Origin of the sequence: Novosphingobium clariflavum (assembly GCF_026420865.1) — a bacterium.
GTDB lineage: Bacteria > Pseudomonadota > Alphaproteobacteria > Sphingomonadales > Sphingomonadaceae > Novosphingobium > Novosphingobium clariflavum.
Genome location: NZ_JAPCWC010000001.1, coordinates 443,638 through 466,129, shown reverse-complemented (window position 1 = coordinate 466,129; position 22,492 = coordinate 443,638). Strand labels below are relative to the sequence as shown.

Annotated in this window: 20 protein-coding genes; 8 read left to right on the top strand and 12 right to left on the bottom strand. The window is 65.9% G+C overall.

The window, feature by feature from the left end; translation table 11 throughout:
* Positions 1-283 precede the first annotated feature (283 nt).
* Both OKA11_RS01860 and OKA11_RS01855 read left to right on the top strand, forming a co-directional pair.
* Positions 284-1,738 carry an aldehyde dehydrogenase family protein gene (locus tag OKA11_RS01860; protein ID WP_267218530.1) on the top strand — a complete coding sequence of 485 codons (1,455 nt, stop codon included), beginning with the start codon at positions 284-286 and terminating at the stop codon, positions 1,736-1,738.
* A gap of 190 nt (positions 1,739-1,928) precedes the next feature.
* Positions 1,929-4,754 (top strand): bifunctional diguanylate cyclase/phosphodiesterase, encoded by a 2,826-nt coding sequence (locus OKA11_RS01855; protein WP_267218529.1) that lies wholly within the window; start codon positions 1,929-1,931, stop codon positions 4,752-4,754.
* Between the two features lie 47 nt (positions 4,755-4,801).
* Here OKA11_RS01855 and OKA11_RS01850 read toward each other — a convergent pair whose 3' ends face one another.
* Entirely contained in the window at positions 4,802-5,599 is a 798-nt protein-coding gene (locus tag OKA11_RS01850) for an SDR family NAD(P)-dependent oxidoreductase (RefSeq protein ID WP_267218528.1), read from the bottom strand.
* Positions 5,600-5,717: 118 nt separating this feature from the next.
* On the opposite strand from OKA11_RS01850, the gene OKA11_RS01845 reads away from it, so the two are divergent.
* A complete protein-coding gene (locus OKA11_RS01845) occupies positions 5,718-6,626 on the top strand; it encodes a LysR family transcriptional regulator (protein WP_267218527.1) in 909 nt (302 codons plus the stop codon).
* 118 nt (positions 6,627-6,744) lie between these two features.
* The gene (locus tag OKA11_RS01840; protein WP_267218526.1) at positions 6,745-6,921 is read left to right on the top strand and encodes a hypothetical protein; all 177 of its coding nucleotides are present in this window, start codon (positions 6,745-6,747) and stop codon (positions 6,919-6,921) included.
* Positions 6,922-7,092: 171 nt separating this feature from the next.
* Here the strand turns inward: OKA11_RS01840 and OKA11_RS01835 are convergent, their stop codons facing one another.
* The 8 genes from OKA11_RS01835 to OKA11_RS01800 form a co-directional block, all read right to left on the bottom strand.
* Positions 7,093-7,797, bottom strand: a complete 705-nt coding sequence (locus OKA11_RS01835; protein WP_267218525.1) for a YoaK family protein — start codon at positions 7,795-7,797, stop codon at positions 7,093-7,095.
* A 108-nt stretch (positions 7,798-7,905) separates the two neighbouring features.
* Positions 7,906-9,255, bottom strand: a complete 1,350-nt coding sequence (locus OKA11_RS01830; protein WP_267218524.1) for an alginate export family protein — start codon at positions 9,253-9,255, stop codon at positions 7,906-7,908.
* 16 nt (positions 9,256-9,271) lie between these two features.
* The gene (locus tag OKA11_RS01825; RefSeq protein WP_267218523.1) at positions 9,272-9,700 is read right to left on the bottom strand and encodes a DoxX family protein; all 429 of its coding nucleotides are present in this window, start codon (positions 9,698-9,700) and stop codon (positions 9,272-9,274) included.
* Positions 9,701-9,703: 3 nt separating this feature from the next.
* Positions 9,704-10,603: a glyoxalase gene (locus tag OKA11_RS01820; protein WP_267218522.1), complete on the bottom strand. Its 900-nt coding sequence runs from the start codon at positions 10,601-10,603 to the stop codon at positions 9,704-9,706.
* Between the two features lie 166 nt (positions 10,604-10,769).
* Positions 10,770-12,617, bottom strand: coding sequence for an amidohydrolase (locus tag OKA11_RS01815; RefSeq protein WP_267218521.1), 1,848 nt, complete (start codon positions 12,615-12,617; stop codon positions 10,770-10,772).
* Between the two features lie 92 nt (positions 12,618-12,709).
* Positions 12,710-12,982, bottom strand: coding sequence for a DUF1427 family protein (locus tag OKA11_RS01810; protein WP_267218520.1), 273 nt, complete (start codon positions 12,980-12,982; stop codon positions 12,710-12,712).
* A 39-nt stretch (positions 12,983-13,021) separates the two neighbouring features.
* Entirely contained in the window at positions 13,022-13,858 is an 837-nt protein-coding gene (locus OKA11_RS01805) for an alpha/beta fold hydrolase (RefSeq protein ID WP_267218519.1), read from the bottom strand.
* Positions 13,859-13,988: 130 nt separating this feature from the next.
* Positions 13,989-14,660 (bottom strand): hydrolase, encoded by a 672-nt coding sequence (locus OKA11_RS01800; protein ID WP_267218518.1) that lies wholly within the window; start codon positions 14,658-14,660, stop codon positions 13,989-13,991.
* Between the two features lie 354 nt (positions 14,661-15,014).
* Between OKA11_RS01800 and OKA11_RS01795 the strand changes: the two genes are divergently transcribed.
* Positions 15,015-15,191: a hypothetical protein gene (locus OKA11_RS01795; protein WP_267218517.1), complete on the top strand. Its 177-nt coding sequence runs from the start codon at positions 15,015-15,017 to the stop codon at positions 15,189-15,191.
* Positions 15,192-15,345: 154 nt separating this feature from the next.
* Here OKA11_RS01795 and OKA11_RS01790 read toward each other — a convergent pair whose 3' ends face one another.
* A complete protein-coding gene (locus OKA11_RS01790; RefSeq protein ID WP_267218516.1) occupies positions 15,346-15,579 on the bottom strand; it encodes a hypothetical protein in 234 nt (77 codons plus the stop codon).
* Positions 15,580-15,902: 323 nt separating this feature from the next.
* On the opposite strand from OKA11_RS01790, the gene OKA11_RS01785 reads away from it, so the two are divergent.
* Genes OKA11_RS01785 through OKA11_RS01775 form a run of 3 tightly spaced genes read left to right on the top strand, consistent with a single transcriptional unit; the run spans position 15,903 to position 20,476 of the window.
* Positions 15,903-17,099 (top strand): efflux RND transporter periplasmic adaptor subunit, encoded by a 1,197-nt coding sequence (locus OKA11_RS01785; RefSeq protein WP_267218515.1) that lies wholly within the window; start codon positions 15,903-15,905, stop codon positions 17,097-17,099.
* A 19-nt stretch (positions 17,100-17,118) separates the two neighbouring features.
* Positions 17,119-19,068, top strand: a complete 1,950-nt coding sequence (locus OKA11_RS01780; protein ID WP_267218514.1) for a MacB family efflux pump subunit — start codon at positions 17,119-17,121, stop codon at positions 19,066-19,068.
* A gap of 4 nt (positions 19,069-19,072) precedes the next feature.
* On the top strand, positions 19,073-20,476 hold the full coding sequence (locus OKA11_RS01775; protein ID WP_267218513.1) for an efflux transporter outer membrane subunit: 1,404 nt from the start codon (positions 19,073-19,075) through the stop codon (positions 20,474-20,476).
* Here the strand turns inward: OKA11_RS01775 and OKA11_RS01770 are convergent.
* A complete protein-coding gene (locus OKA11_RS01770; protein ID WP_267218512.1) occupies positions 20,463-21,791 on the bottom strand; it encodes a sensor histidine kinase in 1,329 nt (442 codons plus the stop codon). The two genes, OKA11_RS01775 and OKA11_RS01770, sit on opposite strands and share 14 nt — an antisense overlap.
* Positions 21,788-22,489: a response regulator transcription factor gene (locus OKA11_RS01765; RefSeq protein ID WP_267218511.1), complete on the bottom strand. Its 702-nt coding sequence runs from the start codon at positions 22,487-22,489 to the stop codon at positions 21,788-21,790. Before OKA11_RS01765 ends, OKA11_RS01770 begins: the two co-directional genes overlap by 4 nt.
* Positions 22,490-22,492 lie beyond the last annotated feature (3 nt).

Genomic DNA, 22,492 nt, shown 5'->3' with positions numbered 1-22,492 from the left:
GGCCGGTGGATTTTGCTTTTGTGATGCATCGCGGCGGCACAAACTTGCGATTCTTGCGCCGGGATGGCGCCCTGCGACATTTTTGCAGAAAGACGGAGCGGAGGAGGTAGGACGCGGCATTTCGTCGGGCCGGGCGATTTTGGCAGTTTGTGCGGTCCACCGCGCCATTCCGGCAGAGCCCGCGCGCCGACGCGACTAGATTGGCCGGGTTCGCCCCGCCGTGCAGGCGCCTCGCAAGCTGTCTGCCCGCCGGAGCCCGCTTCCACTGCAAGGACCATCGCCAGTGACCGATCCGATCGCCCACCTTTCCGCTTCCGGCCACCTCGACCAGATCTTCGTTGACGGTTGCTGGCGTGCTCCGCACGGAGGCGGGCGGGCATCGGTGATCGATCCGGCGAGCGAAGCCGAAGTCGCGCAGATCGCGCTGGGTGACGGCGAGGATGTCGACAGCGCCGTCGCGGCGGCACGCAGGGCGTTTGACGGCTGGTCGAACACGCCGGTTGACGGGCGGGTGGCACTGCTGCGGCGCATTCACGCACTGCTGCTCGATCGCGCGGACCTGTTCGCGCGGGCCATTTCGCTGGAAATGGGCTCTGCCATCACCGCCGCGCGTGCGGCGCAGGTGCCGTTCGCGGCCGAACATGTCCGGGTGGCGGCCGAAAACCTGGCCGAATTTGCCTTCACGAGCCTGCGCGGCACCACTGCCATCGCCCGCGAGCCGGTGGGCGTCTGCGCGCTCATCACGCCGTGGAACTGGCCGCTCTACCAGATCACCGCCAAGGTCGCGCCGGCGCTGGCGGCAGGATGCACCGTGGTGCTCAAGCCCAGCGAGTTGTCGCCCCTCAGCGCGGTGCTGTTTGCCGAGGTCATGGCGGAGGCGGGGACGCCGGAGGGCGTGTTCAACCTTGTCCAGGGAACGGGCCCGGTCGTGGGGGAAGCGCTTGCGCGTCATCCCGGCGTGGACATGATCTCGATCACCGGCTCGACGCGCGCAGGCGTGCTGGTTTCGCAGGCAGCCGCTGAAACGATCAAGCGGGTAGCGCTGGAACTGGGCGGCAAGTCGCCCAACGTGGTCCTGCCCGATGCCGACCTGGAACGGGCCATTCCGCTTGGCGTGGCGGCCTGCATGCGCAATGTCGGACAATCGTGCAGCGCGCCGACCCGCATGATCGTTCCCCGCGCCCGCCTTGCCGAAGTGGAACGCCTGGCGGCCGCGACGGTGAGCGCATTCGTGCTCGGCGATCCGCTCGACGAGGCGACGACGCATGGTCCCATCGCCAACCGTGCCCAATACGAGCGTGTCCAGCGCATGATCGAGGTCGGCATCGCCGAGGGGGCAAAAGTGCTGAGCGGCGGTTCCGGCCGGCCTGCGGGATGCGCGCAGGGCTGGTACGCGCGGCCAACGGTGTTCTCCGAGGTTCGCACCGACATGGCCATCGCACAGGACGAGATCTTCGGCCCGGTCCTTTGCATTATCCCTTACGACACCGTCGATGAGGCCGTGGCGATCGCCAATGACACGGTCTACGGTCTGGGCGGGCACGTGCAGGGCACCGACCTTGAGGCGGCACGAGCCGTGGCCCGGCGCATACGCAGCGGGCAGGTCCATCTCAACCATCCTGCCTGGGATCCGCAGGCGCCGTTTGGCGGCTACAAGCAGTCGGGCAACGGCCGCGAATACGGCATCGAGGGCATGGAGGAGTTTCTCGAGACAAAGGCCATCGTCGGCTTTGCATGAGCGGGAGGGCACGGCGGGATTATGCCTGACCGCCCGGGCGGTGCATCGTGCCGGATGCGGCTCCGGGCTTGAACGCGTCGCAAGATCGGGACGAAAACCGGAAGGACGATTGCCGGCTGGGCGCTTTTTAGGGTGATTTGTTAACAAACTCCTGCAATGCAGCCCCGCAAATTCGCGGAGCCCCCCCCACTTGTCCGATATTCTCGTCTGTATTCGCGACGACCACGACCTGCGCTTTGTCGCACTTGCAGCGGCCATCTGCTGGCTCTCGGCCACGACGGCCGTGCTTTTTCTGCGTCAGGCGTCACGGAACGGCGCGCGGCAACGCGCCGGCTGGACGGCCCTGGGCGGCGTGCTTTCGGGTATCGGCATCTGGGCGACGCACTTCATCGCGATGCTGGGATATGAGCGCGGCCTGATTGTCGGCTACCGCGCCGGGGCAACCGCCGCCTCGCTGGTGCTTGTGGCCGCCATGATGGCGGGGGCATTCGTGCTGGTGACGCGGTTCCGCGGCAGGCAGGGCGTGGTGCTCGGCGCCCTGCTGGCGGGCGGCGGCATCGCGGCGATGCACTATCTCGGCATGACCGCGCTGGAAATGCCCGCCATGATCGCCTGGCGCTGGCCCTATGTCCTGCTTTCGCTGACTTTGGGACTGTTGCCGTTCTATCCGGCCTTGCGCCTTGCGATCGATCATCGCGGTGTTGGCAGCGCGCTTGGGGCCGTGCTGCTGATGACGGGTGCCATTGTCGGTTTGCACTTCAGCGGCATGGCTGCCATTCATCTTGTTCCATCTCGATTCGAGTTGCAGGCGGCGACCATTTCACCCGAGACGATTACGGTCGCGATCGCGACCATCGCGATTACTTTATTGGCCCTTTGCCTCTACGGCTCGGTGGTATCGCGCCGCGCCAGTGCCGCGGCCAAGATCAGCGAGCGGCAGTTCAGCATCCTCGCCAAGGGATTGTCAGATAGCGCGCTCTACCTGCTGGATGGCGACGGCCGTGTCACGAACTGGAATGCCGGGGCGCAGCGCCTCAAGGGATACCACGCCGACGAGGTGGTCGGCAGTCCGCTCGCGCGTTTCTATACCGCCGAGGATCAGGAGCGTGACATGCCCACCCGGGCGCTGGCAGCCGCCGCCCAGCATGGCAAGTTCACCGGCGAGGGCTGGCGCGTGCGCAAGGATGGCACGCGGTTCTGGGCCCACGTGACGATCGAGCGCATCCACGACGAGGCCGGTCGGCAACTGGGTTTTGCCAAGCTGACGCGGGATATGACGCGCCTGAAGGAAGACCAGGACCGCATCGCGACAGCCAACCGGCACCTCGATGCGGCGCTCGAACATATGCATCAGGGCCTTTGCCTGTTCGATGGGACCGGGCATCTGGTCTTGCGCAACCGCCGCTTTGCCGAGCTCTGGCAATTGTCCGAGGCGGACTGTCTGCCCGGCGCCACTTTCGAGCAGGTGGCCCGTGCGGCGATGGAATCGCGCAGCGGCACGAACATTCCGCCGGAACGCATCGAGGTCATGCGCGCCACGCTCGAACAGGTGCTTTCGGTACAGAATTCGCCCCCGGTGATCCGCGAGTTCGGCGAGGACTTCGCCGTGTCGATCTCCAGTCGGCGCCTGCCCGACGGCGGCTGGGTGACGACCTTCGAGGACATCACCGAGCGGCGCCGTTCCGAAGCGCAGATCGCGCACATGGCGCTGCATGACGGGTTGACCGGACTGCCCAATCGCACCAGCTTCAACCGCTGGCTCGATCTCGAGATCGACAATGCGGTCGCGCGCGAGAGGCAGGTGGCACTGGTTGCCATCGATCTCGATCGGTTCAAGGAAATCAACGATACGCAGGGCCACGCCGCTGGCGACGAAGTGCTTCAGAAAGTCGCGGCAGCGCTGTCCGGTGCCCTGCGCGAGGGTGAGATCGCCGCGCGCCTGGGCGGCGACGAATTTGCCGTCGCGCGCCCGCTGGCGCAGAAGCGTTCGGCCGGTGAGAGCGAGCTGGCCGAGTTCGTCGCGCGCATCGACCACTGCCTGACGTCGCTCGGCAGCGATGACCATGCCGGCGATGGCGCGGACGGCAGCGGCGGCATGGTCATCGGCGCCAGCCTCGGCATTGCCCTGTCGCCCGACGATGCGCCCGATCGCGAGACCCTGCTCAACAACGCCGACCTTGCGATGTACCGCGCCAAGAGCAGCTTCAGCGAGCATATCTGCTATTACGAAGCAGGCATGGACGAAAGTGCGCGCCACCGCCGCCAGCTTGCCAACGACTTGCGGCAGGCGATTGCGCGGGACGAGTTCGAGGTGCTCTACCAGCCCCAGCGCTCGCTGCGGACCAACGAGGTCAGCGGGTATGAAGCGCTGCTGCGCTGGCACCATCCGCGTCTCGGCACGATCTCACCGTCCGAATTCATTCCGATCGCGGAGGAAACCGGCGAGATCATCCGCATCGGCGAATGGGTGCTGCGCGCGGCCTGCGCCGAAGTCGTGACCTGGCCGGGCAAGGACAAGATCGCGGTCAATCTTTCGCCGGTGCAGTTGCTTCAGGCCGATCTGCCGGAAGTGGTCACCGCGATCCTGCACGAGGTCGGCATGTCGCCGCAGCGGCTCGAGCTGGAGATCACCGAAACCGCAATCATTGCCGACAAGACGCGCGCCCTGCACTCGCTGCGGCGGATCAAGGCGCTGGGCGTCAGCGTGGCGATGGACGATTTCGGCACCGGCTATTCCTCGCTCGACACGCTCCATTCCTTCCCCTTCGACAAGATCAAGATCGACAAGTCGTTCCTGCTGGAATCGCGTGAGAGCGATCAGGCCCGTGCGATTATCCGTGCGGTACTGGCCCTCGGCCATAGCCTTGGCATTCCGGTCCTTGCCGAGGGTGTGGAGACGCATGAGCAGTTGCAACTGCTGCTGGGAGAAGGCTGCGACGAGGCGCAGGGCTATTATTTCGGCCGCCCGGGGCCGCCGCCGCCAGGTGTCGGCCGCGCTTTGGCGGTCAACGCCTGACGAGAAGGAAAGACGGGCGCAAGCGGAGGCTTGCGCCCGTTTGCCGATCAGGCGATGGTCGGCACGATACCACCCTCGACGCGGATCGCGGCGCCGTTGGTGATGGCGCCAAGCGGGCTGGCCAGGAGGGCGACCTGCGCGGCGATCTCGTCCGCCTCGATCAGGCGGCGGATGAGCGAAAGCGGGCGCATCCTGGCGAAGAATTCCGCTTCGCGATCGGCTTCCGGGGCATCCTTGTTGTCGACCACCGAGCGGATGAATTCGACAATGCCCTCCGAACGCGTGGGGCCAGGCAGGACAGAATTGACGGTAACCCCGGTGCCGCGGGTCTGCTCGGCAAGGCCGCGTGCGATCGCCAGCTGGGCGGTCTTGGTCATGCCGTAGTGGATCATCTCGCCGGGGATCACCAGTGCGCTTTCGCTGGCGATGAAGATCACGCGGCCCCAGCCGCTCGCCAGCATCTGCGGGAAATAGTGACGGGCAAGGCGGGCGCCGCTCACCACGTTGACCTCGAAGAAGTGGTGCCAGTCGGCATCGGTGATCTCGGTGAAGGGCTTGGCCTCGTAGATGCCGAGGTTGTTGACGAGGATGTCGGCGGCGGGGACGGCGGCGATCAGGGCTTCGGCGCCTTGTGCGGTAGCCGGATCAGCCAGTACGGGGCGTACCTTGCCGCCGTTTGCGGCCGCTTCGGCGACGATGGCGGCTGCGGCGTCGAGCTTGTCCTGGCTACGGCCACTGATGGCGACGTCGACGCCCTCGGCAGCGAGGCGCTGGGCGATGGCAAGGCCGATACCGGCCGTCGATCCGGTGACGAGGGCGGTCTTTCCGGTGAGTTTGAGGTCCATCTGGGGCATTCCTTTACATTCGGGGGGAGAGGGATGACCGGAAGATAGGCGAAGTCGCTATTGATGATTAGATCGACGCAATGCATCTTAGAAGTGCATCGAAATCACGAGTACGGCCATGGACAACCGCTTGGGCGACATGCAGATTTTCCTCGCCGTAGCGCAGTCGGGCAGTTTTGCCGGTGCCGCTCGGGCCCTTCGGCTGACGCCGTCGGCGGTCAGCCGGGCAATCTCCCGACTGGAGACCCGCATCGGCGTGCAGATGGTGAGCCGCACGACGCGGGCCTTGTCGCTGACCGCCGAAGGCGAAGTCTATCGTGAGCGCGTGTCCGGGCTCATCGCCGAAGTGGACGAAGTGGAGCGCGGCTTCATGGCACATGAGGAAGCCCCAAGGGGGCCGCTGCGCGTCAACGCCTCGGTGCCGTTCGGAACCCAGTGCCTCCTGCCGATCCTGCCGCGCTTTCTGGTCCGCTATCCGGCGGTGCGGGTGGAACTGGCGCTGGCCGATGAACTGGTCGACCTGGTCGAGGCGCGCGCGGATGTCGCGATCCGCATCGGCCCGCTGCGGGATACCGGGCTCAAGGCGAAGAAGCTTGGCCGCAGCGCCATGGCCTTGGTGGCGAGCCCGGCCTACCTCGCGGCGCGCGGCGTGCCGGAGCATCCGCGCGATCTTGCCCGGCACGCCTGTCTCCAGTTCAGCTTCCGCCGCTCGCTCGACAGCTGGCCCTTCCGGATCGACGGTGCGCTTGTCCAGCGGCCGGTCGAGGCCGCGTTTCTCGGCAATTCGGGCGAGGTGGTGCGGCTCATGGCGGTGGCCGGCGGCGGGATCGCCCGGCTCGGGCAATTCCACGTCGCGGCCGATCTGGCTGCCGGGCGACTGGTGGAAGTTCTCGGCGACTTCAATCCCGGCGATCACGAGGAGATCCACGCGCTCTACGTTGGCCACCAGCGCATGGCTTCGCGCATCCGCGCCTTCCTCGATTTCCTCGAGGAAGACCTCGAACTACCGCAGCGCATTTCAAGATAATCGAACATTTGCATTGAGATTATCGCGATTTCGCGAAAACCGGAAAAGGCGCATCTGCAGCTGCGAGCCGGACGTCCGATAAGACGCAGCCCCCGGCACCCCATGCAGGAGCAGCGCCATGACCCGGATGATTGAAAGCCTCAATGAACGTGCCCGGCCTTACGCCAACATGGCACAGCCGGTGATCGTCGCGCTGAGCACGGCGGGCCTGACCGGCGGGACGATGGCCGCGCTGGGGCTTATCGCCGACCATGCCTGGCGCCGCCGCAAGGCTGGAAGCACTCTCGCCAACTGATCTAGGCGGTCGCTCCTGGGGCGGCGGCAAGCGGGAGCGGCGCATGGCGCCTTGTCGGAAAACCGTGAAGCAACGTTGCCCCGCCGGCCCTTTCGCCGGCGGGGTTTTTATGTCGGCATGAGCGGGGCGCAGGGGTCGGGGGGGGGACGCCGGCAAGGCGCCCCCAGCCCGTCAGGCCTGGTGCGGCAGTGCCGAGACCGGGTCGCGTGCGAACAGCAGGGTTGCCCCGATCACCACGATGCTGGCTACTGCCAGCGGCACCGCCAGGCTGAACCGAAGCAGGGCCGCACCAATCGCCGCGCCGAGGAAGATCGAGAGCACGGCGGCAAATCGCCGCGCGAAGTTGGGTGAGGCGGCGCGGCCGGTCTGGTCGGCTGCGATGCCGGTGATCGTCAGCGTGAGCACGGTGGTGGTGAGGTCGGGTACTTTGAGCGAGCGGATCGTTGCGTTGCGCAGGCCCATGGCAAAGCCGGTCAGCACGATCACCGCCAGCACGGCGGGTTCCGGCGCCTGTGCCGCGACGTCGATGTTCAGCGCGACCAATGCTGCGGCAAGCAGCAGGCTGCCTTCGACAACGGCGGCGCGCAGCAGCCAGCGCCGCAACGGCAAGGCGGAATGGGCGCGGGCGAGCTTGCCGGCCCCCCATGCGCCCACCATGAAGGCAAGCAGCGCCATGACCGCCGGCAAGACCTTGAAGCCCGGCGTGCCCACGGCCGCGAAGCCGAGAAACACCACGTTGCCGGTCATGTTGGCGGTGAAGACCTTGCCCAGCCCCAGCACCGAAGCCGCGTCGACAAGGCCGGTGGTGGCGGACAGCAGCAACAGCAGCCGTGGGAGCGAGGAAGATGAGCTTGGTCGGGGCGGTGTTGCTGTCATTGCGATCTCCGGGGGGAAAGAGAGGTTGTGCCGCAGGTCTAGGTCCATGCCGCAATGGCCGGTATCCGCATAAGATCGTTCGTTTCGTTCGAAACGATGGAACGACGATCAGAACCGGAAATTGCTTTCGAGGCCGAGCATGTGGATCGTTTTGGCGGAGCCGGTCTCGCGGATGAAGGCACCCGGCGCAAAAGCGGAAAGCGATGCGGAAAGTTCGAGTTCGGCGCTCGCCTGCCAGGCAAGCGTCGCTTCCACTTCCTTGCCGACGAACCTGGCGCGGCTGTCTCCGGCGTCTCGGATCAGGTTGCCGGGGATATCGTAGATGCCGTCCGCCCGCGAGTAGCGCCAGTAGGCCATGGCGGCGAGGCTGGCCGAGACATCCGGCGCCAGTTGCAGGCCGAGCGAGGAATAGGCATTGACGATGTTGTAGGGACCGACCGGCGAGAGTTCGCCGAAGTATTTGCCCTTGGGGAATAGCGCGTTGAATGTGCCGAGCCGGTTGTCATTGCGCTTGGCGTCACCGCTGACGACATTGACGCGCACGGTGAGATCGGGCGCCAGCGGGGCATCCGGGAAGGCGTGGCCGAGTTCGGTGCCAAGGGTCCAGGCCGAGATCGGCCCGCCTGCAAAGCGGCCGGACTGGTAGACGCCCTCGACGTTCCAGTGCCAGTCATCCTGCTTGCCGTGCCAACGCGCGCCAAGGCTGTGGCGGGTTTCGGTGCCGCTGCGTGTGCCCCAGTGGGCGGCATCGTTGCGGTAGCCGAGATAGTAGAGGTCGAGCGTCGGCAGCGCGGCATAGGCGCCCCAGAGCGACTTGTCGGGCGAAGTGCGGTCGTTGAAATCGCCCTTGCGGGCCTGAACCGGCTTTACCGCGAGCAGGCTGACGGTGGCTGCGCCCAGCTTTACGTTGGCGCGCAGGCCGTCGAAGGCGAGCGGCACGTTGGGGCCGTAGCGGGTGCCGATCAGCCGCTCGGTGCCGAGCGAGAGCATTTGCCGCCCGCCGCGCAGGGTGACCGGGCCAAGGTCGGCCTCGACGAAACCTTGCAGCAGGTCGGCGCCGGTGCCGTCCACTGCGCCGGGAGCAGGCGCGACGCTGGCGGAGGTCGAGGCGATCGGCTGCACGAAGGCGCGAAGCTTGCCGGCATGGAGATCGGCATAAGGCAGCGCGCGAAACCAGACGTAGCTGTCGTTCAGCGCCTGCGCGCTGCCCCAGAGGTTGTTCTCCAGATTCTCGCTACGCACGCGCAGTTCGATGCCGGTGGAGAGCCAGACATCGTCGCTAATGGGAATGTACTTGAATTGGCCGGTCCAGTGGTGCGCGCGCTTTTCGGTGTCGGCGAGGTCCGACCAGTCTTCGTCGTAGCGGGTGATCGAAAGGGTGGGGGCCTGCCAGGCCTCGGTGGGTTCGGCGTGAGCAGGCGTTGGCACAATGCCCGGCAGGACTGTGGCCGCAAGCATTGCAAGCGGAAGAAACCTAGGCACTTCGCTGCGTCCGGTAGGCGAGAATCGCAACGAGAACGAACCCGCCGACAAGGCCCATGTGCTCGAAAAAGGCATTGGTGGCGCCGAAGCGCGCGGGCCCCTCGGGCATGGCCCAGAAGGCATTGGCGACGAGCGCGGCGAAGAACGTGAACACGCCGAGCATGCCGGCGCCCAGCCAGACGAGGCGCCCGGTCAGGATCAGCAGCGGGCCGATCAGTTCCACCGCGATGGTGAGAGCGGCCCAGAGTGCGGGCGGGGTCAGTCCGAAGTGGACCTGTTCCGCCACGGCGCCCTGCCAGTCGGTCAACTTGGTAAGACCGCCCACGAGGTAGGCGCTCACCAGCAGCAGGCGGGCGAGCAGCCCTGTCGGCGCGAAGTCCAGCACCGATGCGACCAATTTGGGCATAGCGGTGCCGGACATGGCTCAGTTAGCCTCGCCCGAATGGATCTCGGCGATGTAGCCGCCGGGGAAGCGAACGATGGCAGCTTGACGCTTGCCGGTCGTGTAAGGTGCAACCAGCGTTTCCACGCCTGCCGACGAAGCCTTGGCGAGCGTCGCGTTGAGGTCGCTGACGGCATAGCCGGTCATGTCGCGGCCATAGGGCCAGGGGAGCGGGCCGTCCGAGACGTAGACCACCATCTTGCCGTAGCCGCTGGTGAGCGCGACGCGGCGGATGGTCTTGCCGGGTTCGCCGATCTCGGCGCCATTGGCCGCCTTGTCGTCGGCGGTGATCCTTGCGTGGGCGAAGCCGGTCCAGCTCTTGATGAAGGTGTCGGCGGCATCGACGGTCAGGTAGATGCGGTTTTCGGGCACGGTTTCGAGCGGGGTGTAGCTGGGCTTGGCGGTGTGCCAGTAGAGCTGCATGTTCACGCCGCCCGGCCACTGGACCACCGAATCCCGCCCGATCGGATCGGGGAAGGTCTCCAGACGGCGCACGGCGCCATGCCTCTGCGCCGACTTCACCGCGGCGTCGAGGTCGGTGACCAGATAGCCGGTGCGCTCATCGCCGAAGGGATAGGGGATCGGTGTCTTGAAGCCGAACACCGAGACGGTGCCGGCAGGCGTCAGCACCAGCTGCGACTTGGTGAGGCTCTTGGTCGGCGTCACCTGGAATTCGCCCTGCTTGCTGGTGGTGCCGCCGAACGTGGCGACGAAGCTGGACACGAAGGTGTCGAACTGGCCTTCCGGTACGTAGACATGGGTGGTGTCGTACTGGGCGCCGACCGCGTAGTCGGCCGAGGCCTTTTCTGCGGCGAAAGCAGGCGTAAAGGCAGGGCTCGCGACCAGTGTGGCGGCCGCGATGATCAGGGTGAAGCGTGTCATGTCTGTGGCTCCGATGGGGGGAGGGCAGTGCCGCTCGGTCGTTGGCGCAGGACCTGTCTAGGGGGTGACCGAGGATCTATCGATCCGAATAATATCGACCATTATGTTCGGAATTATGGAATAGTGTGCGACACGGCCCCTCCTCGCCCGGAGGGGCCGTGTCGGATCAGACGGCCCAGCAGCCGCAGCCGAGCGAGCCCCAGAAGGTCTGGACATCGGCGGCGGGAACGTTGGCGCCGAGTGCGGCGGCATGGTCGTGGCCGTGGACGCCGCAGGAACTGGCGCAGCCGCAGGCCGAGGCCAGCTTCTGCTTGGCTTCCGGCGTCTGGTAATAGCCACCGAACGTCGCGACCGGCGACCAGTCCGGCATCGCGCGCGGCAGTTCCGGCGCGAGCGGGCGATAGTCGCCCTCGCCATGCACCACCTTGCCGCCCAGCAGCGTCAGGATCGAACGGATGTGGACGATCTCGTTGTCGGGTACGCTGAAGTAGTCGTCGGAAAGCAGCGCAAGGTCGGCCAGCTGGCCCGCCTTGATCTGCCCCTTCTTGCCCACTTCGTTCGAGAACCAGGTGTTCTCGTGCGTCCACATGCGCAGCGCCTTTTCCCGGCTGACGCGGTTGTCGCCGCGATATAGTGAGAGGCCGCCCACGGTGCGCCCGGTGACGAGCCACGAGAGCGAGACCCAGGGGTTGTAGCTGGCGACGCGGGTCGCGTCGGTGCCGCCGCCCACGGGGATGCCGGCGGCGAGCATCCGGGCGATCGGCGGCGTGCGTTCGGCGGCCTTGGCGCCGTAGCGTTCGACGAAGTATTCGCCCTGATAGGCCATGCGGTGCTGCACCGCGATGCCGCCGCCGAGCGCGGCGATGCGGTCGATATTGCGGTCCGAAATCGTCTCGGCGTGGTCGAAGAACCAGTTGATGCCCTGAAGCGGAATGTCGCGGTTGACCTTCTCGTAGACGTCGAGCGCGCGGCCGATCGTCTCGTCATAGGTGGCGTGCAGGCGCCAGGGCCAGCGATGCTCGGCGAGCAGGCGGATGACCGGTTCCAGATCGCCTTCCATGCTGGGCGGCATGTCGGGGCGCTCGACGCGGAAATCCTCGAAGTCGGCAGCGGAATAGACCAGCATCTCGCCCGCGCCGTTGTGGCGATAGGTGTCGTCGCCCTGTCCGGGGCTGACCTGCGAGACCCAGCCCGAGAAGTCCGCCAGTTCCTCTTTCGGCTTCTGCGTGAAGAGGTTGTAGCTGATGCGCACGGTCAGCTGGTCTTCGGCGTGGAGCTTCTCGATGATGTCGTAATCGTCGGGATAGTTCTGGAAGCCGCCGCCCGCGTCGATCACGCCGGTCACGCCCAGCGCGTTGACTTCGCGCATGAAGTGACGGGTGGAGTTGAGCTGGTACTCGGGCGGAAGCTTGGGGCCCTTGGCGAGCGTGGAATAGAGGATCGTCGCGTTCGGCTGGGCGAGGAGCAGGCCGGTCGGGTTGCCGGCAGCATCGCGCACGATCTCGCCGCCCGGCGGGTTCGGCGTGTCCTTGGTATAGCCGACGACGCGCAGGGCAGCGGCGTTCAGCAGCGCGCGGTCGTAGAGGTGGAGGATGAAGACCGGCGTATCGGGCGCGACGGCGTTCAGTTCCTCGATCGTCGGCAGGCGCTTCTCGGCGAACTGGTGCTCGGTAAAGCCGCCGACGACGCGGACCCACTGCGGGGCGGGGGTGTTGTCGACCTGCCTCTTCAGCATCGCCATCGCTTCGGCCAACGAGGTCACGCCGTCCCAGCGCAGCTCCATGTTGAAGTTCAGGCCGCCGCGGATGATGTGCATGTGGCTGTCGATGAGGCCGGGGATCAGGCGGCGGCCCTTGGCGTCGATCACGACGGCGTCAGGAGCGGCGGCTTCGCGGGCTTCCTGTTCGCTGCCTACGGTCAGGAACTTGCCGTCGCGGATGACCACGGCTTCGGCCTGCGGGTTCTCGCGGTCGAGCGTGGTCACTTTGGCGTTGACGATGATCGTATCGGTCATGGGGGCTTCCTTGGATCGGGCAGTCTGGCTGGTGAGCAGGGAGGGCATGAGCGACGTGGCGGCCGCTCCGAGCAATGTATGGCGGCGGGTGATCACGCCTCGCCCTTGTGGTCGGCGGTGCGGCAGGGGAACTTGTCGCCCGGCAGACGGCCGAGAACGTGCTTTCGGCAGTCGGTCTGGACGAACCGGGCGACTTCCTCGTGCGCCCAGATCTTCTTCGCCAGCGGGACGATCTGTTCGCCGAGCAGGATGCCGAGAAGCCCGATCAGGGCAATCATCGGCGGGGCCGGCGAACGGACGCCGAGGAGACTGTAGACCACGCCCACCAGCAGCCCGGCAGCAATCGAGAGAAGGTAGGGTTTCATGGTTCAGTCTCCCCGGAGTCTTGAGCTTAGTCTTTGGGCTTAGGCCTGCACGAAGGCGAGCAGGTCGGGGTTGATGGTGTCGGCGTTGACGGTGAGCATGCCGTGCGAGAAGCCCTCGTAGATCTTGAGCGTCGCATTCGGCAGGATCTCGGCCTGGAGCACGCCGGCGTTCTTGTAGGGGACGACCTGGTCGTCATCGCCGTGGAGGACGAGGGTGGGCACGGTGATCGCCGTCAGATCGTCGGTCTGGTCGGTTTCCGAGAAGGCCTTGATGCCTTCGTAGTGGGCCTTGGCGCTGCCCATCATGCCCTGGCGCCACCAGTTGTCGATCACGGCGGGCAGCACGTTCGCGCCTTCGCGGTTGAAGCCGTAGAACGGGCCGGCGGCAACGGCGCGGAAGAATTCGGCACGATTGGCGGCAAGCGCGGACCGGAAGCCATCGAACACCTCGATCGGCAGGCCGCCGGGGTAACGCTCGGTCTTGAGCATGATCGGCGGCACCGCGCTCACGAGAACGGCCTTGGCGACGCGGCCCTGCGGGATGCCGTAGCGGGCGACATAGGCTGCCACTTCACCGCCGCCGGTCGAGTGGCCGATGTGGACCGCGTTCTTGAGGTCGAGGTGTTCCATCACGGCCGCGGCATCGGCGGCGTAGTGGTCCATGTCGTGACCGTCGCTCACCTGCTCCGAGCGGCCATGGCCACGGCGGTCATGGGCGACGACGCGGTAGCCCTTGGAGAGGAAGAACAGCATCTGCGCATCCCAGTCGTCCGACGAGAGCGGCCAGCCGTGGTGGAAGACGATCGGCTGGGCATCCTTCGGGCCCCAGTCCTTGTAGAAGATGTCGACGCCGTCCTTGGTGGTTACATATGCCATGATGCTGATCCTTCGGTGGGTTGGGAGAGGGATTTGGGGAGGGCTTCGACAAGTTCAGCCTGAGCGGGTCTGGATTTGCGGGGGGCTACTTCCGCTCATCCTGAGCCTGTCGAAGGATCACGAACTGAACTTAGTGAGCGCCTTCGGACGCGCCGAACATGGTCTTGGCATAATTAATGCCGATACCATATGCGCCGCCCCACTTCTTGGCGATGCCGGTGGTGCTGTCGTAGGTTTCGGTGCGGGCCCAGTCGCGCTGCAGTTCGAGCAGGTACTGGAGCGAGGTCATCGGCACGGCGCCGAGCTGGATCATGCGCTCCACCGCACGCTCATGCGCTTCTGTGGAGATATCGCCGCAAGCGTCGGTGATGACGTAGGCTTCGAAGCCCTGGTCGATGGCCGAGGCGACCGGGCCGACGATGCAGACCGAGGTCCAGAGGCCGGCGAAGACGATGCGCGGCTTGGCGATGCGGTTGATCTCGGCGATCACGGCTTCGTCTTCCCAGGTGTTCATGCTGGTGCGGTCGAGCATGGCCTGGCCTTCGAAGGCTTCGGTGATCTCGTCGAACATCGGGCCGGAGAAGCTCTTCTCGGCAACCGTGGTGAGAATGGTGGGGACGCCAAACGACTTGGCACCGCGCGAGATCAGGGCGGCATTATTACGCAGCAGTTCGGCCGAGATCGACTTGGTGGCAAAAGCCATCTGCGACTGGAAGTCGATCAGGACAAGCGCGTGATTGTCAGGCGAGATCAGCGACTTGCCGGGGGTTGCGGTGGCGGTGGGGGTTGCGGTGACGGTCATGGGTAAGCTCCTGTCCTCAAAGTGTCCGTGCCGGGGCGGCGTCTGGTGAAGCCTTTGTTGCCCGGTTTCGTCGAATGGAAAATCCGGATAAAATCACTTGAAACATTCGATGAAATTGAAATGTTTTCGAACGTGCGCGATTTTGCCGCCTGAGGGGCCCGCTGGGTATCAACCGTTGGTATAGGCAACCTTGGCATAGGGGCGCTCATCCGCCGGGACGGGGGCAGCGCAGGTCTGCGTAATCGGGATGATGGTTGCACACATCGCGCGAGGCGTCGACGGGGGTTAGTGCTAGAGGACAGCGAGAGACCGGCGCCCGTACCGTTCGCCGCGTGCTTGTCGAGGAGAGATTACGTGATCGCCATCGGATGCCTTGCCCTTGTCGTGCTGCCGCTGATCGGGCTGGCGCTGGGCGGGTTTCTCGGCGGGCCGACCGGGGCCAAGTGGGGCGCTGCAACCGGTTTCGTGCTCGCGCTCGGGCTGTGCGGGATAAGCAGTTACGCCCTGCTCAAGGCCGCGCGTCGGAAATAGCGCGCAGACACGCTCCGCAGTCAGTTGGAACGACAAGGGCGCCGACCCCGGCCGCGCCCCGCGATTGCGGGATATGCGGTTCGGGGGGCCGGCGCCTATGGTCACGGCGGCGGGGCGGCTTGCGGAAGGACCGCTCCGCCGCCGCTAGGGGGGATTACGCGGTGGGCGGGTAGGGATGCAGCCCGAAGATCCATTTCGTGCGCGGGTCCTGCGCCGTATCGGCGATCAGGACTTGCGCGTCATGCCCGGCCATGCCGGCCTGGTGGGCGGCATCGATCGCGCGGTTGAGGGCGGCTTTCATGTCCGCGAACACGGCCAGGGCAACGCCGTGGAGAGTGACCGTCCAGCGGTCGCCCTGCGGGATCACATGATACTCATTCTGAGCCATTTGCGTCTCTCCTCTTGCGATACTTCCTCGTTCTGCCCGCACCCGAAGAGCGCGAGGCAGTGGAAAGCGTGGAACGCCGGCGGGCGGTGATGCCTCTGCTGGCGCTGCGTCGCTTCAATCTCAACTGTAATGGTAGAGAATATGGAGTCAACGGGAATTCGCAAGGCTGCGGCAGTCTCGTCGCGCCGTAGCCTCCGCTCGTCGCCGGGCTCGTCCTGTGCCTTGGAACCCCATGTTTCAGTGCGACAAAATTTACACAATCCTTACATTTCCGCGCAAACTCTTAACCCACAAGACAGGGTTATGCCGCCATACCGGCGGGCATGTCGACCAAGCGCCGTCTCGTAATCGGTGGCATCGTTGTTGCCGCCGCCCTTGCCCTGTTCCTTGCGTGGAAGCTGTTTTCCGGCCCCGCCGAACCCGTCGTCGCCACGGCCAAGGTCACGCGCGGCGAACTGGAGCAGACCGTCGAAGCCACCGGCACGCTGGAGCCGAAGGAACTGGTCAGCGTCGGCGCGCAGGTTTCCGGGCGGCTCGAGCAATTGCATGTGGCGGTCGGCGATGTCGTCCATCAGGGCGACCTCATCGGCATGATCGACCAGCGCACCCAGACCAACAGCCTGGAAACCGCCAAGGCCGATCTGGCCAACATGCAGGCGCAACTGGCCGGCGCCAAGGCCACTTTGGCCAAGGCGCAGCTTGCCTATCGCCGCCAGCAGGCGCTGGGTTCGGGCGAGGCGACCTCGCAGGCCGATTTCGAGGCGGCACGCGCCGAACTGCAGTCCGCGCAGGCCAGCTACGATGCGTTGCAGGCGCAGATCCGTGCGGCGACCGTCAGCGTCGATACTGCCGAGGTCCAGCTGGGCTATACCAAGATCACCGCACCGATGGACGGCGTGGTCGTTTCGGTCGTCACCAAGCAGGGACAGACCGTCAACGCCAACCAGTCGGCGCCGACCATCGTCATCCTCGCCAAGCTCGACGTGATGACCGTCAAGGCCGAAGTGTCCGAGGCCGACGTCATCAACGTGAAGCCGGACCTGCCGGTCTATTTCACGATCCTCGGCGATCCCGACAAGCGGTATCAGGCAAAGCTGCGGCTGATCGAACCTGCGCCGGAATCGATCGTCAACGAGGTCGATTCCAGCAGCTCGACATCGTCCAGCACCAGCACATCGGATTCGGCGATCTACTACAACGCGCTGTTCGAGGTTCCCAACGAGGACGGCCGCCTGCGCGCGCTGATGACCGCCAAGGTCAGCATTGTCCTGGCCAAACGCGCCAATGCGCTGACGATCCCATCGACCGCGCTGGGCACCAAGGGCAAGGACGGCACGTATACGGTGCGCGTGAAGGGTGACGACGGCAAGATCGCCGCGCGCAAGGTGCGTATCGGCATCGACAACAACATCAGCGCCGAAGTTCTTTCGGGCCTGAAGGAAGGCGAATCCGTGGTTGTCGGCGAGGCAAGCACGGCAACCAAGAGCAACCAGGGGCCGATGGGCCCGCCCCCGGTCTGAGCCGCCGGTCCGACGCGTGATGACCCGCACTCCGCTCATTTCTCTCTCGCACGTCCGGCGCGAGTATCCCTCGGGCGACGGCGTCTTCGCCGCCCTCAAGGACATCGACCTGTCGATCGAGGCGGGTGAGATGGTAGCCATTGTCGGCCAGTCCGGTTCGGGCAAGTCGACGCTGATGAACATCCTGGGCTGTCTCGACCGGCCGACTTCCGGTTCCTACAGGATCAACGGCCGCGACACCGGCGATCTCGAGCCGGACGAATTGGCGGCGCTGCGGCGAGAGCATTTCGGCTTCATCTTCCAGCGCTACCACCTCCTCACCGACCTTTCCGCCCTCGGGAACGTCGAAGTGCCTGCGGTCTATGCCGGCCGCGCGCGCGGCGAGCGGGCAGGGCGTGCACGCGAAATCCTCGCCCGGCTTGGCCTGGGCGAGCGTACCGGGCACCGGCCGGGACAGCTTTCCGGCGGCCAGCAGCAGCGCGTCTCGATCGCGCGCGCGCTGATGAACGGCGGCGAGGTGATCTTCGCCGACGAACCGACCGGCGCGCTGGATTCCGCGAGCGGCGTCGAAGTGATGCGCATTCTCGGCGAACTTCACGCCGAGGGGCATACGGTCATCCTCGTCACCCACGACATGAAAGTGGCCGAGCATGCCGACCGCATCATCGAAATCCGCGACGGCGAGATCATCGACGATCGCCGTACCCGCGACAGCGCGGCGCGCCCGGCGGTGCAGAAAGCCGCGCCGGTCGCCAGCGGCCTGCAGCAGGTGGTCGACCGGTTCCGCGAGGCATTCCGGATGGCGGTGCTGGCGATGTCGGCGCACAAGCTGCGCACATTCCTGACGATGCTGGGCATCATCATCGGCATCGCCTCGGTTGTTTCGGTGGTGGCGCTTGGCGGCGGTGCGCAGGAAAAGATCCTCTCCGACATCAGCAGCCTGGGCACCAATACGCTGACGATCTACCCCGGCAAGAGCTTCGGCGACATGCGCTCGGCCAAGATCGAGACGCTGAAGGACGCCGATGCCGATGCCCTGGCCCAGCTTCCCTATGTCGACAGCGTAACGCCCAGTGTCTCGACCAGCGTGACCGCGCGCTACCGCAACGTGGCGGCCACCGCGAACGTCAACGGGGTAGGCGCGGACTACTTCCGTGTACGAGGCCTCGAACTGGTGTCCGGCGGCCTGTTCGATGCCCAGAGCGTTCATGAACTGTCGCAGGACGTCGTGATCGACGAGAACTCGCGCGACACCCTGTTCCCCAGTGGCGAGGATCCGCTCGGCAAAGTCGTGCTGCTCGGCAAGGTGCCCGCGCGCATCGTCGGCGTGGTCGGCACGCAGCAACAGGGGTTCGGCGGCAGCGACAGCCTGACCGCCTATGTGCCCTACACCACGGCGATGAGCCGCATGCTGGGGCAGACCTATCTCTCCAGCATCACCGTGCGCGTCAGCGACGATACCTCGACGGCAGCGGCCGAAACAGCGGTCACGCAGTTGCTTGCCAAGCGCCACGGCACCACCGACTTCTTCATCAGCAACTCCGACGACATTCGCCAGACCATCACCAATGCCACCAACACGATGACGCTGCTGATCGCCGCCATCGCGGTGATCGCGCTGATCGTCGGCGGAATCGGCGTGATGAACATCATGCTGGTGTCCGTCACCGAGCGCACCGCGGAGATCGGCGTCCGCATGGCCGTTGGTGCGCGCCAGTCGGACATTCTCCAGCAGTTCCTGATCGAAGCGGTGCTGGTCTGCCTCATAGGCGGGGTGATCGGCGTCGGCCTGTCGCTGGCGGTGGGCGTGGCCGTCTCGTTCACGCCGATCGACTTCCGAATGGCCTATTCGGTGACCTCGATCGTGGCCGCGTTTGCCTGTTCCACCCTCATCGGCGTCGTCTTCGGCTTCCTGCCTGCCCGCCGCGCGGCCCGGCTCGACCCGGTCGATGCCCTTTCGAGAGACTGATCCCGTGTCCGAGCCGAAGACCCTGCTCCTTCGCCCCGCGCTGCTGACCGCGCTGGCCCTCGTACTAGGCACTGGGGGTTGTGCGGGCGTGACGCGCTCGCAATATGCCGCGCCGGAACTGCCCGTGGCGGCGACCTGGGACCAGGCCGCGCCGGGCGCGCCAGGGACAGCGGGCGCGCCGTGGTGGAATGCGTTTGGCGATCCCCGGCTGACGACGCTGGTCGCTCAGGTGCTGGCTGCCAATGCCGATCTTGCGGCAGCGGGGCTCAGGCTGAAGCAGGCGCATCTTTCGGCCGAACAGGCACGCCAGGGCCTGTTCCCGAGCGGCACGGCAAGCCTTTCCACGGATGGCTCCAAGGCGTTGCAGGGCGGTTCGGCGTGGAGCAAGAGCAGTGCTGCTTCGCTTGGCGTATCCTGGGAACTGGACTTGTTCGGTCGCCTCGGCGCAGCGGCGGATGCCGCGCAATGGGAAGCCCGGGCCAGCGCGCAGGATCTGGCGGAAACCCGCCTGTCGCTGATCGCGACGACCGCAGAGGCATGGTGGCAGCTCGGCTATGCCAACGAGCAGGTCGCCATCGGCGAACAAAGCCTGGCCTACGTGCGCCGCGCGCTGGAACTGGTGCAGCGACAGTATGATGCAGGCGCGGTCTCGCGGCTCGAACTGCGCGATGCCCAGCAATCGGTCGCGGCGCAGGAATCCGCGCAGACGCAGTTGGTGCAGGCGCGGGTCTCGGCGCTCAAGACAATCGCCGCACTGCTGGACCAGCAGTCCTATGACGGCACCGAACTGACCGTGCTGCCCGCGCAGCCATTGCCCGAAATCGCTGTCGGGGTTCCCGCTTCGCTGCTGTCGCGGCGCCCGGACCTTGCCGCCGCCGAACTGCGCCTGCGCAAGACACTGGCGACCAGCGATGCGACGGCGGCGAGCTATTATCCCAGCTTCAGCCTCACCGGAGCGCTGGGCACCGCGAGTTCCTCGCTGCTCACGTTCTTTTCCAATCCGGCCGCAAGCCTTGGAGCGGCACTATCGCTGGCAGAACTCAATCCGGAGAAAGTGCGCCTCGGTACCGGCATTGCCCGGGCCGATTACGATATTGCCGTTCAGGATTTCCGTCAGACATTCTACGACGCGCTGCGCGACACGCAGGTTTCCCTCTCTGCACGCGAGCAATACGTGAAGCAGGGGCGCTTCGCGCAGGCCAACTACGAGGCGGCGCGTGATGCCGAGGCGCTTTATGCGCGGCAGTACCGCGCCGGGGCGATTCCCCTGCGCGACTGGCTCGATGCCCAGGAACGCCTGCGAACCGCGCGAACCGGCCTGATCCAGAACCGTTACAATCAGCTGGTGGCGCAAGTTGCGGTCTATCAGGCACTTGGCGGAGATCCCGCCGAGGCTACGGCGCCGTAACCGGAGCGGGCAGTTCGCCTGCCGGGAGTTCGATCGTCACGACAAGACCGCCGGTGTCGCGGTTGGTGGCAAAGATCCGGCCGCGATGGGCCGCCACCGCACGCGAGGCGATGGCCAGTCCGAGCCCGAGATTGCTGCCACCGGGCATGCCGCGCACGAAAGGCTCGAACATCGCACCGGCCAGTTCCGCACTGACGCCGGGGCCTTCGTCGATCACCGAGATCCGAAACAGACGGGCTTCCGGCAGGTACTCGGCGCGGACCGCGATGTGGCCGTCGCGCGGGGTGAAGCGCAGGGCATTGCGCACGACGTTGTCGACGGCGCGGTGGATCAGTTCGGCGTTCCCGCGCACGCACGGCGGATCCTCGGCCAGTTCCGGAGGGAGCGCCAGCGCGCCGAAAGAGATTTCGATACCGCGCGGCTCTGCTTCGTAGCGGGCGTCGGCGACGATGCTCTCGGCGATGCCGCTGATGTCGAAATACTCGTCGCCCGGGTGCTGATCGTTCTCGGCGCGGGCCAGAGTGAGCAGTTCGCCGACAAGCCCCTCGAGCCGGTCCACTTCGTGCTCGATCCGGTCCATGGAACTGTCGAAGCGTGATGGCGACTGCCGCGTAAGGGCGATGGCCAGTTGCAGCCGCGCCAGCGGCGAGCGCAGTTCATGCGACACGTCGTGGAGCAACCGGTCGCGGCTTTCCACGAGTTGCTGGAGACGGGCGGCCATGCTGTCGAATTCGTGGGCAAGGTCGGCCACTTCGTCGCGGCGACTGCCGATCTGGGGGGAGACCCGGGTCGTCAGTTCACCCCGGGCCAGGCGCTGGAAACCGCGCCGCAAGTGGTTGATCGGCCGTACCAGATACCAGGCCAGGAAGGCGCTGAAGATGATCCCGGCGAGCAAGCCGATGACCAGGAGTTCCGGCGGGACGTTGAAACGCCAGGGCGGTTGGTTCGCATGATAGCGGAAGCGCAGGACGTAGGCGCGGCCGGCGGGATCGCTGACCTGCCGGTCGATCACGGCATTCTCGTGGTCGTCCGCCGATGGTCTGGCCGTGCCGGGATCCAGCAGCAGGATATGGTCACGCTGGTCCGGCGGCAAATCGGCGACCATGCTGTCGAACCGGGAACGCCCGCCCGCGCGCACCGCCTGGGTCCCCGCCTCCAGTACGGCGGGACCGATCTGGCTGGACATCAGGAACGGGGGAAGCTCGCGCTCGCGGTCGTCATGGAGCGCAAAAAGCAGCCACACCGCCTGCGTCATCAGCAGGAAGGTGAAAATGAAACCCAGCAGGATCTTCCAGAACAGCCGCCGACGGGTCATTTCACCTGCAATCTGTAGCCGACACCCCGGATCGTTTCGACCCGCGCGCCGCCCTGCGAAACGGCTTCCAGCTTGATCCTGAGGTTGCTGACATGAACGTCGACGCTGCGATCGTAACTTTGACGAGGTCGGCCAAGGCCGCGCAGCGACAGATCGTCCTTGGTCGCCACCGCCTCGCCGGCGCGCAGCAGCACCAGCAGGATGTTGAATTCGGATGCCGTCAGTTCGACCAGCTTGCCCTGCCACAATGCCTTGCGTGCGGCGACCTGGACTTCCAACCGCCCGGCGGTGAGCATGGCAGGGGCCGGTGCGCCCCGTTCCGAGGGCTGATGGCGACGCAAGTTCGCACGGATGCGGGCAACCAGTTCACGCGGATAACAGGGCTTGGCCACGTAATCGTCGGCGTCCAGTTCCAGGCCGATCACCTTGTCGACCTCGTCGCCGCGTGCGGAAAGCATGATGACCGGAACCTCATTGGTCTCGCGAAGCTGGCGCAGCAGTTCGATGCCGTTGAGGCGTGGCAGCATGATATCCAGGACAATAGCGTCGTGTTCGCCGGACACGGCCCGCTGCATCCCGGCCAGTCCGTCGGCCACGATCTCGACGCGAAACCCTTCACTTTCCAGATACTCGCCGAGCATCGCGCCCAGTTCGAGATCGTCGTCGATCAGCAATATGCGTTTGGCGTCCTCTTCCACGCG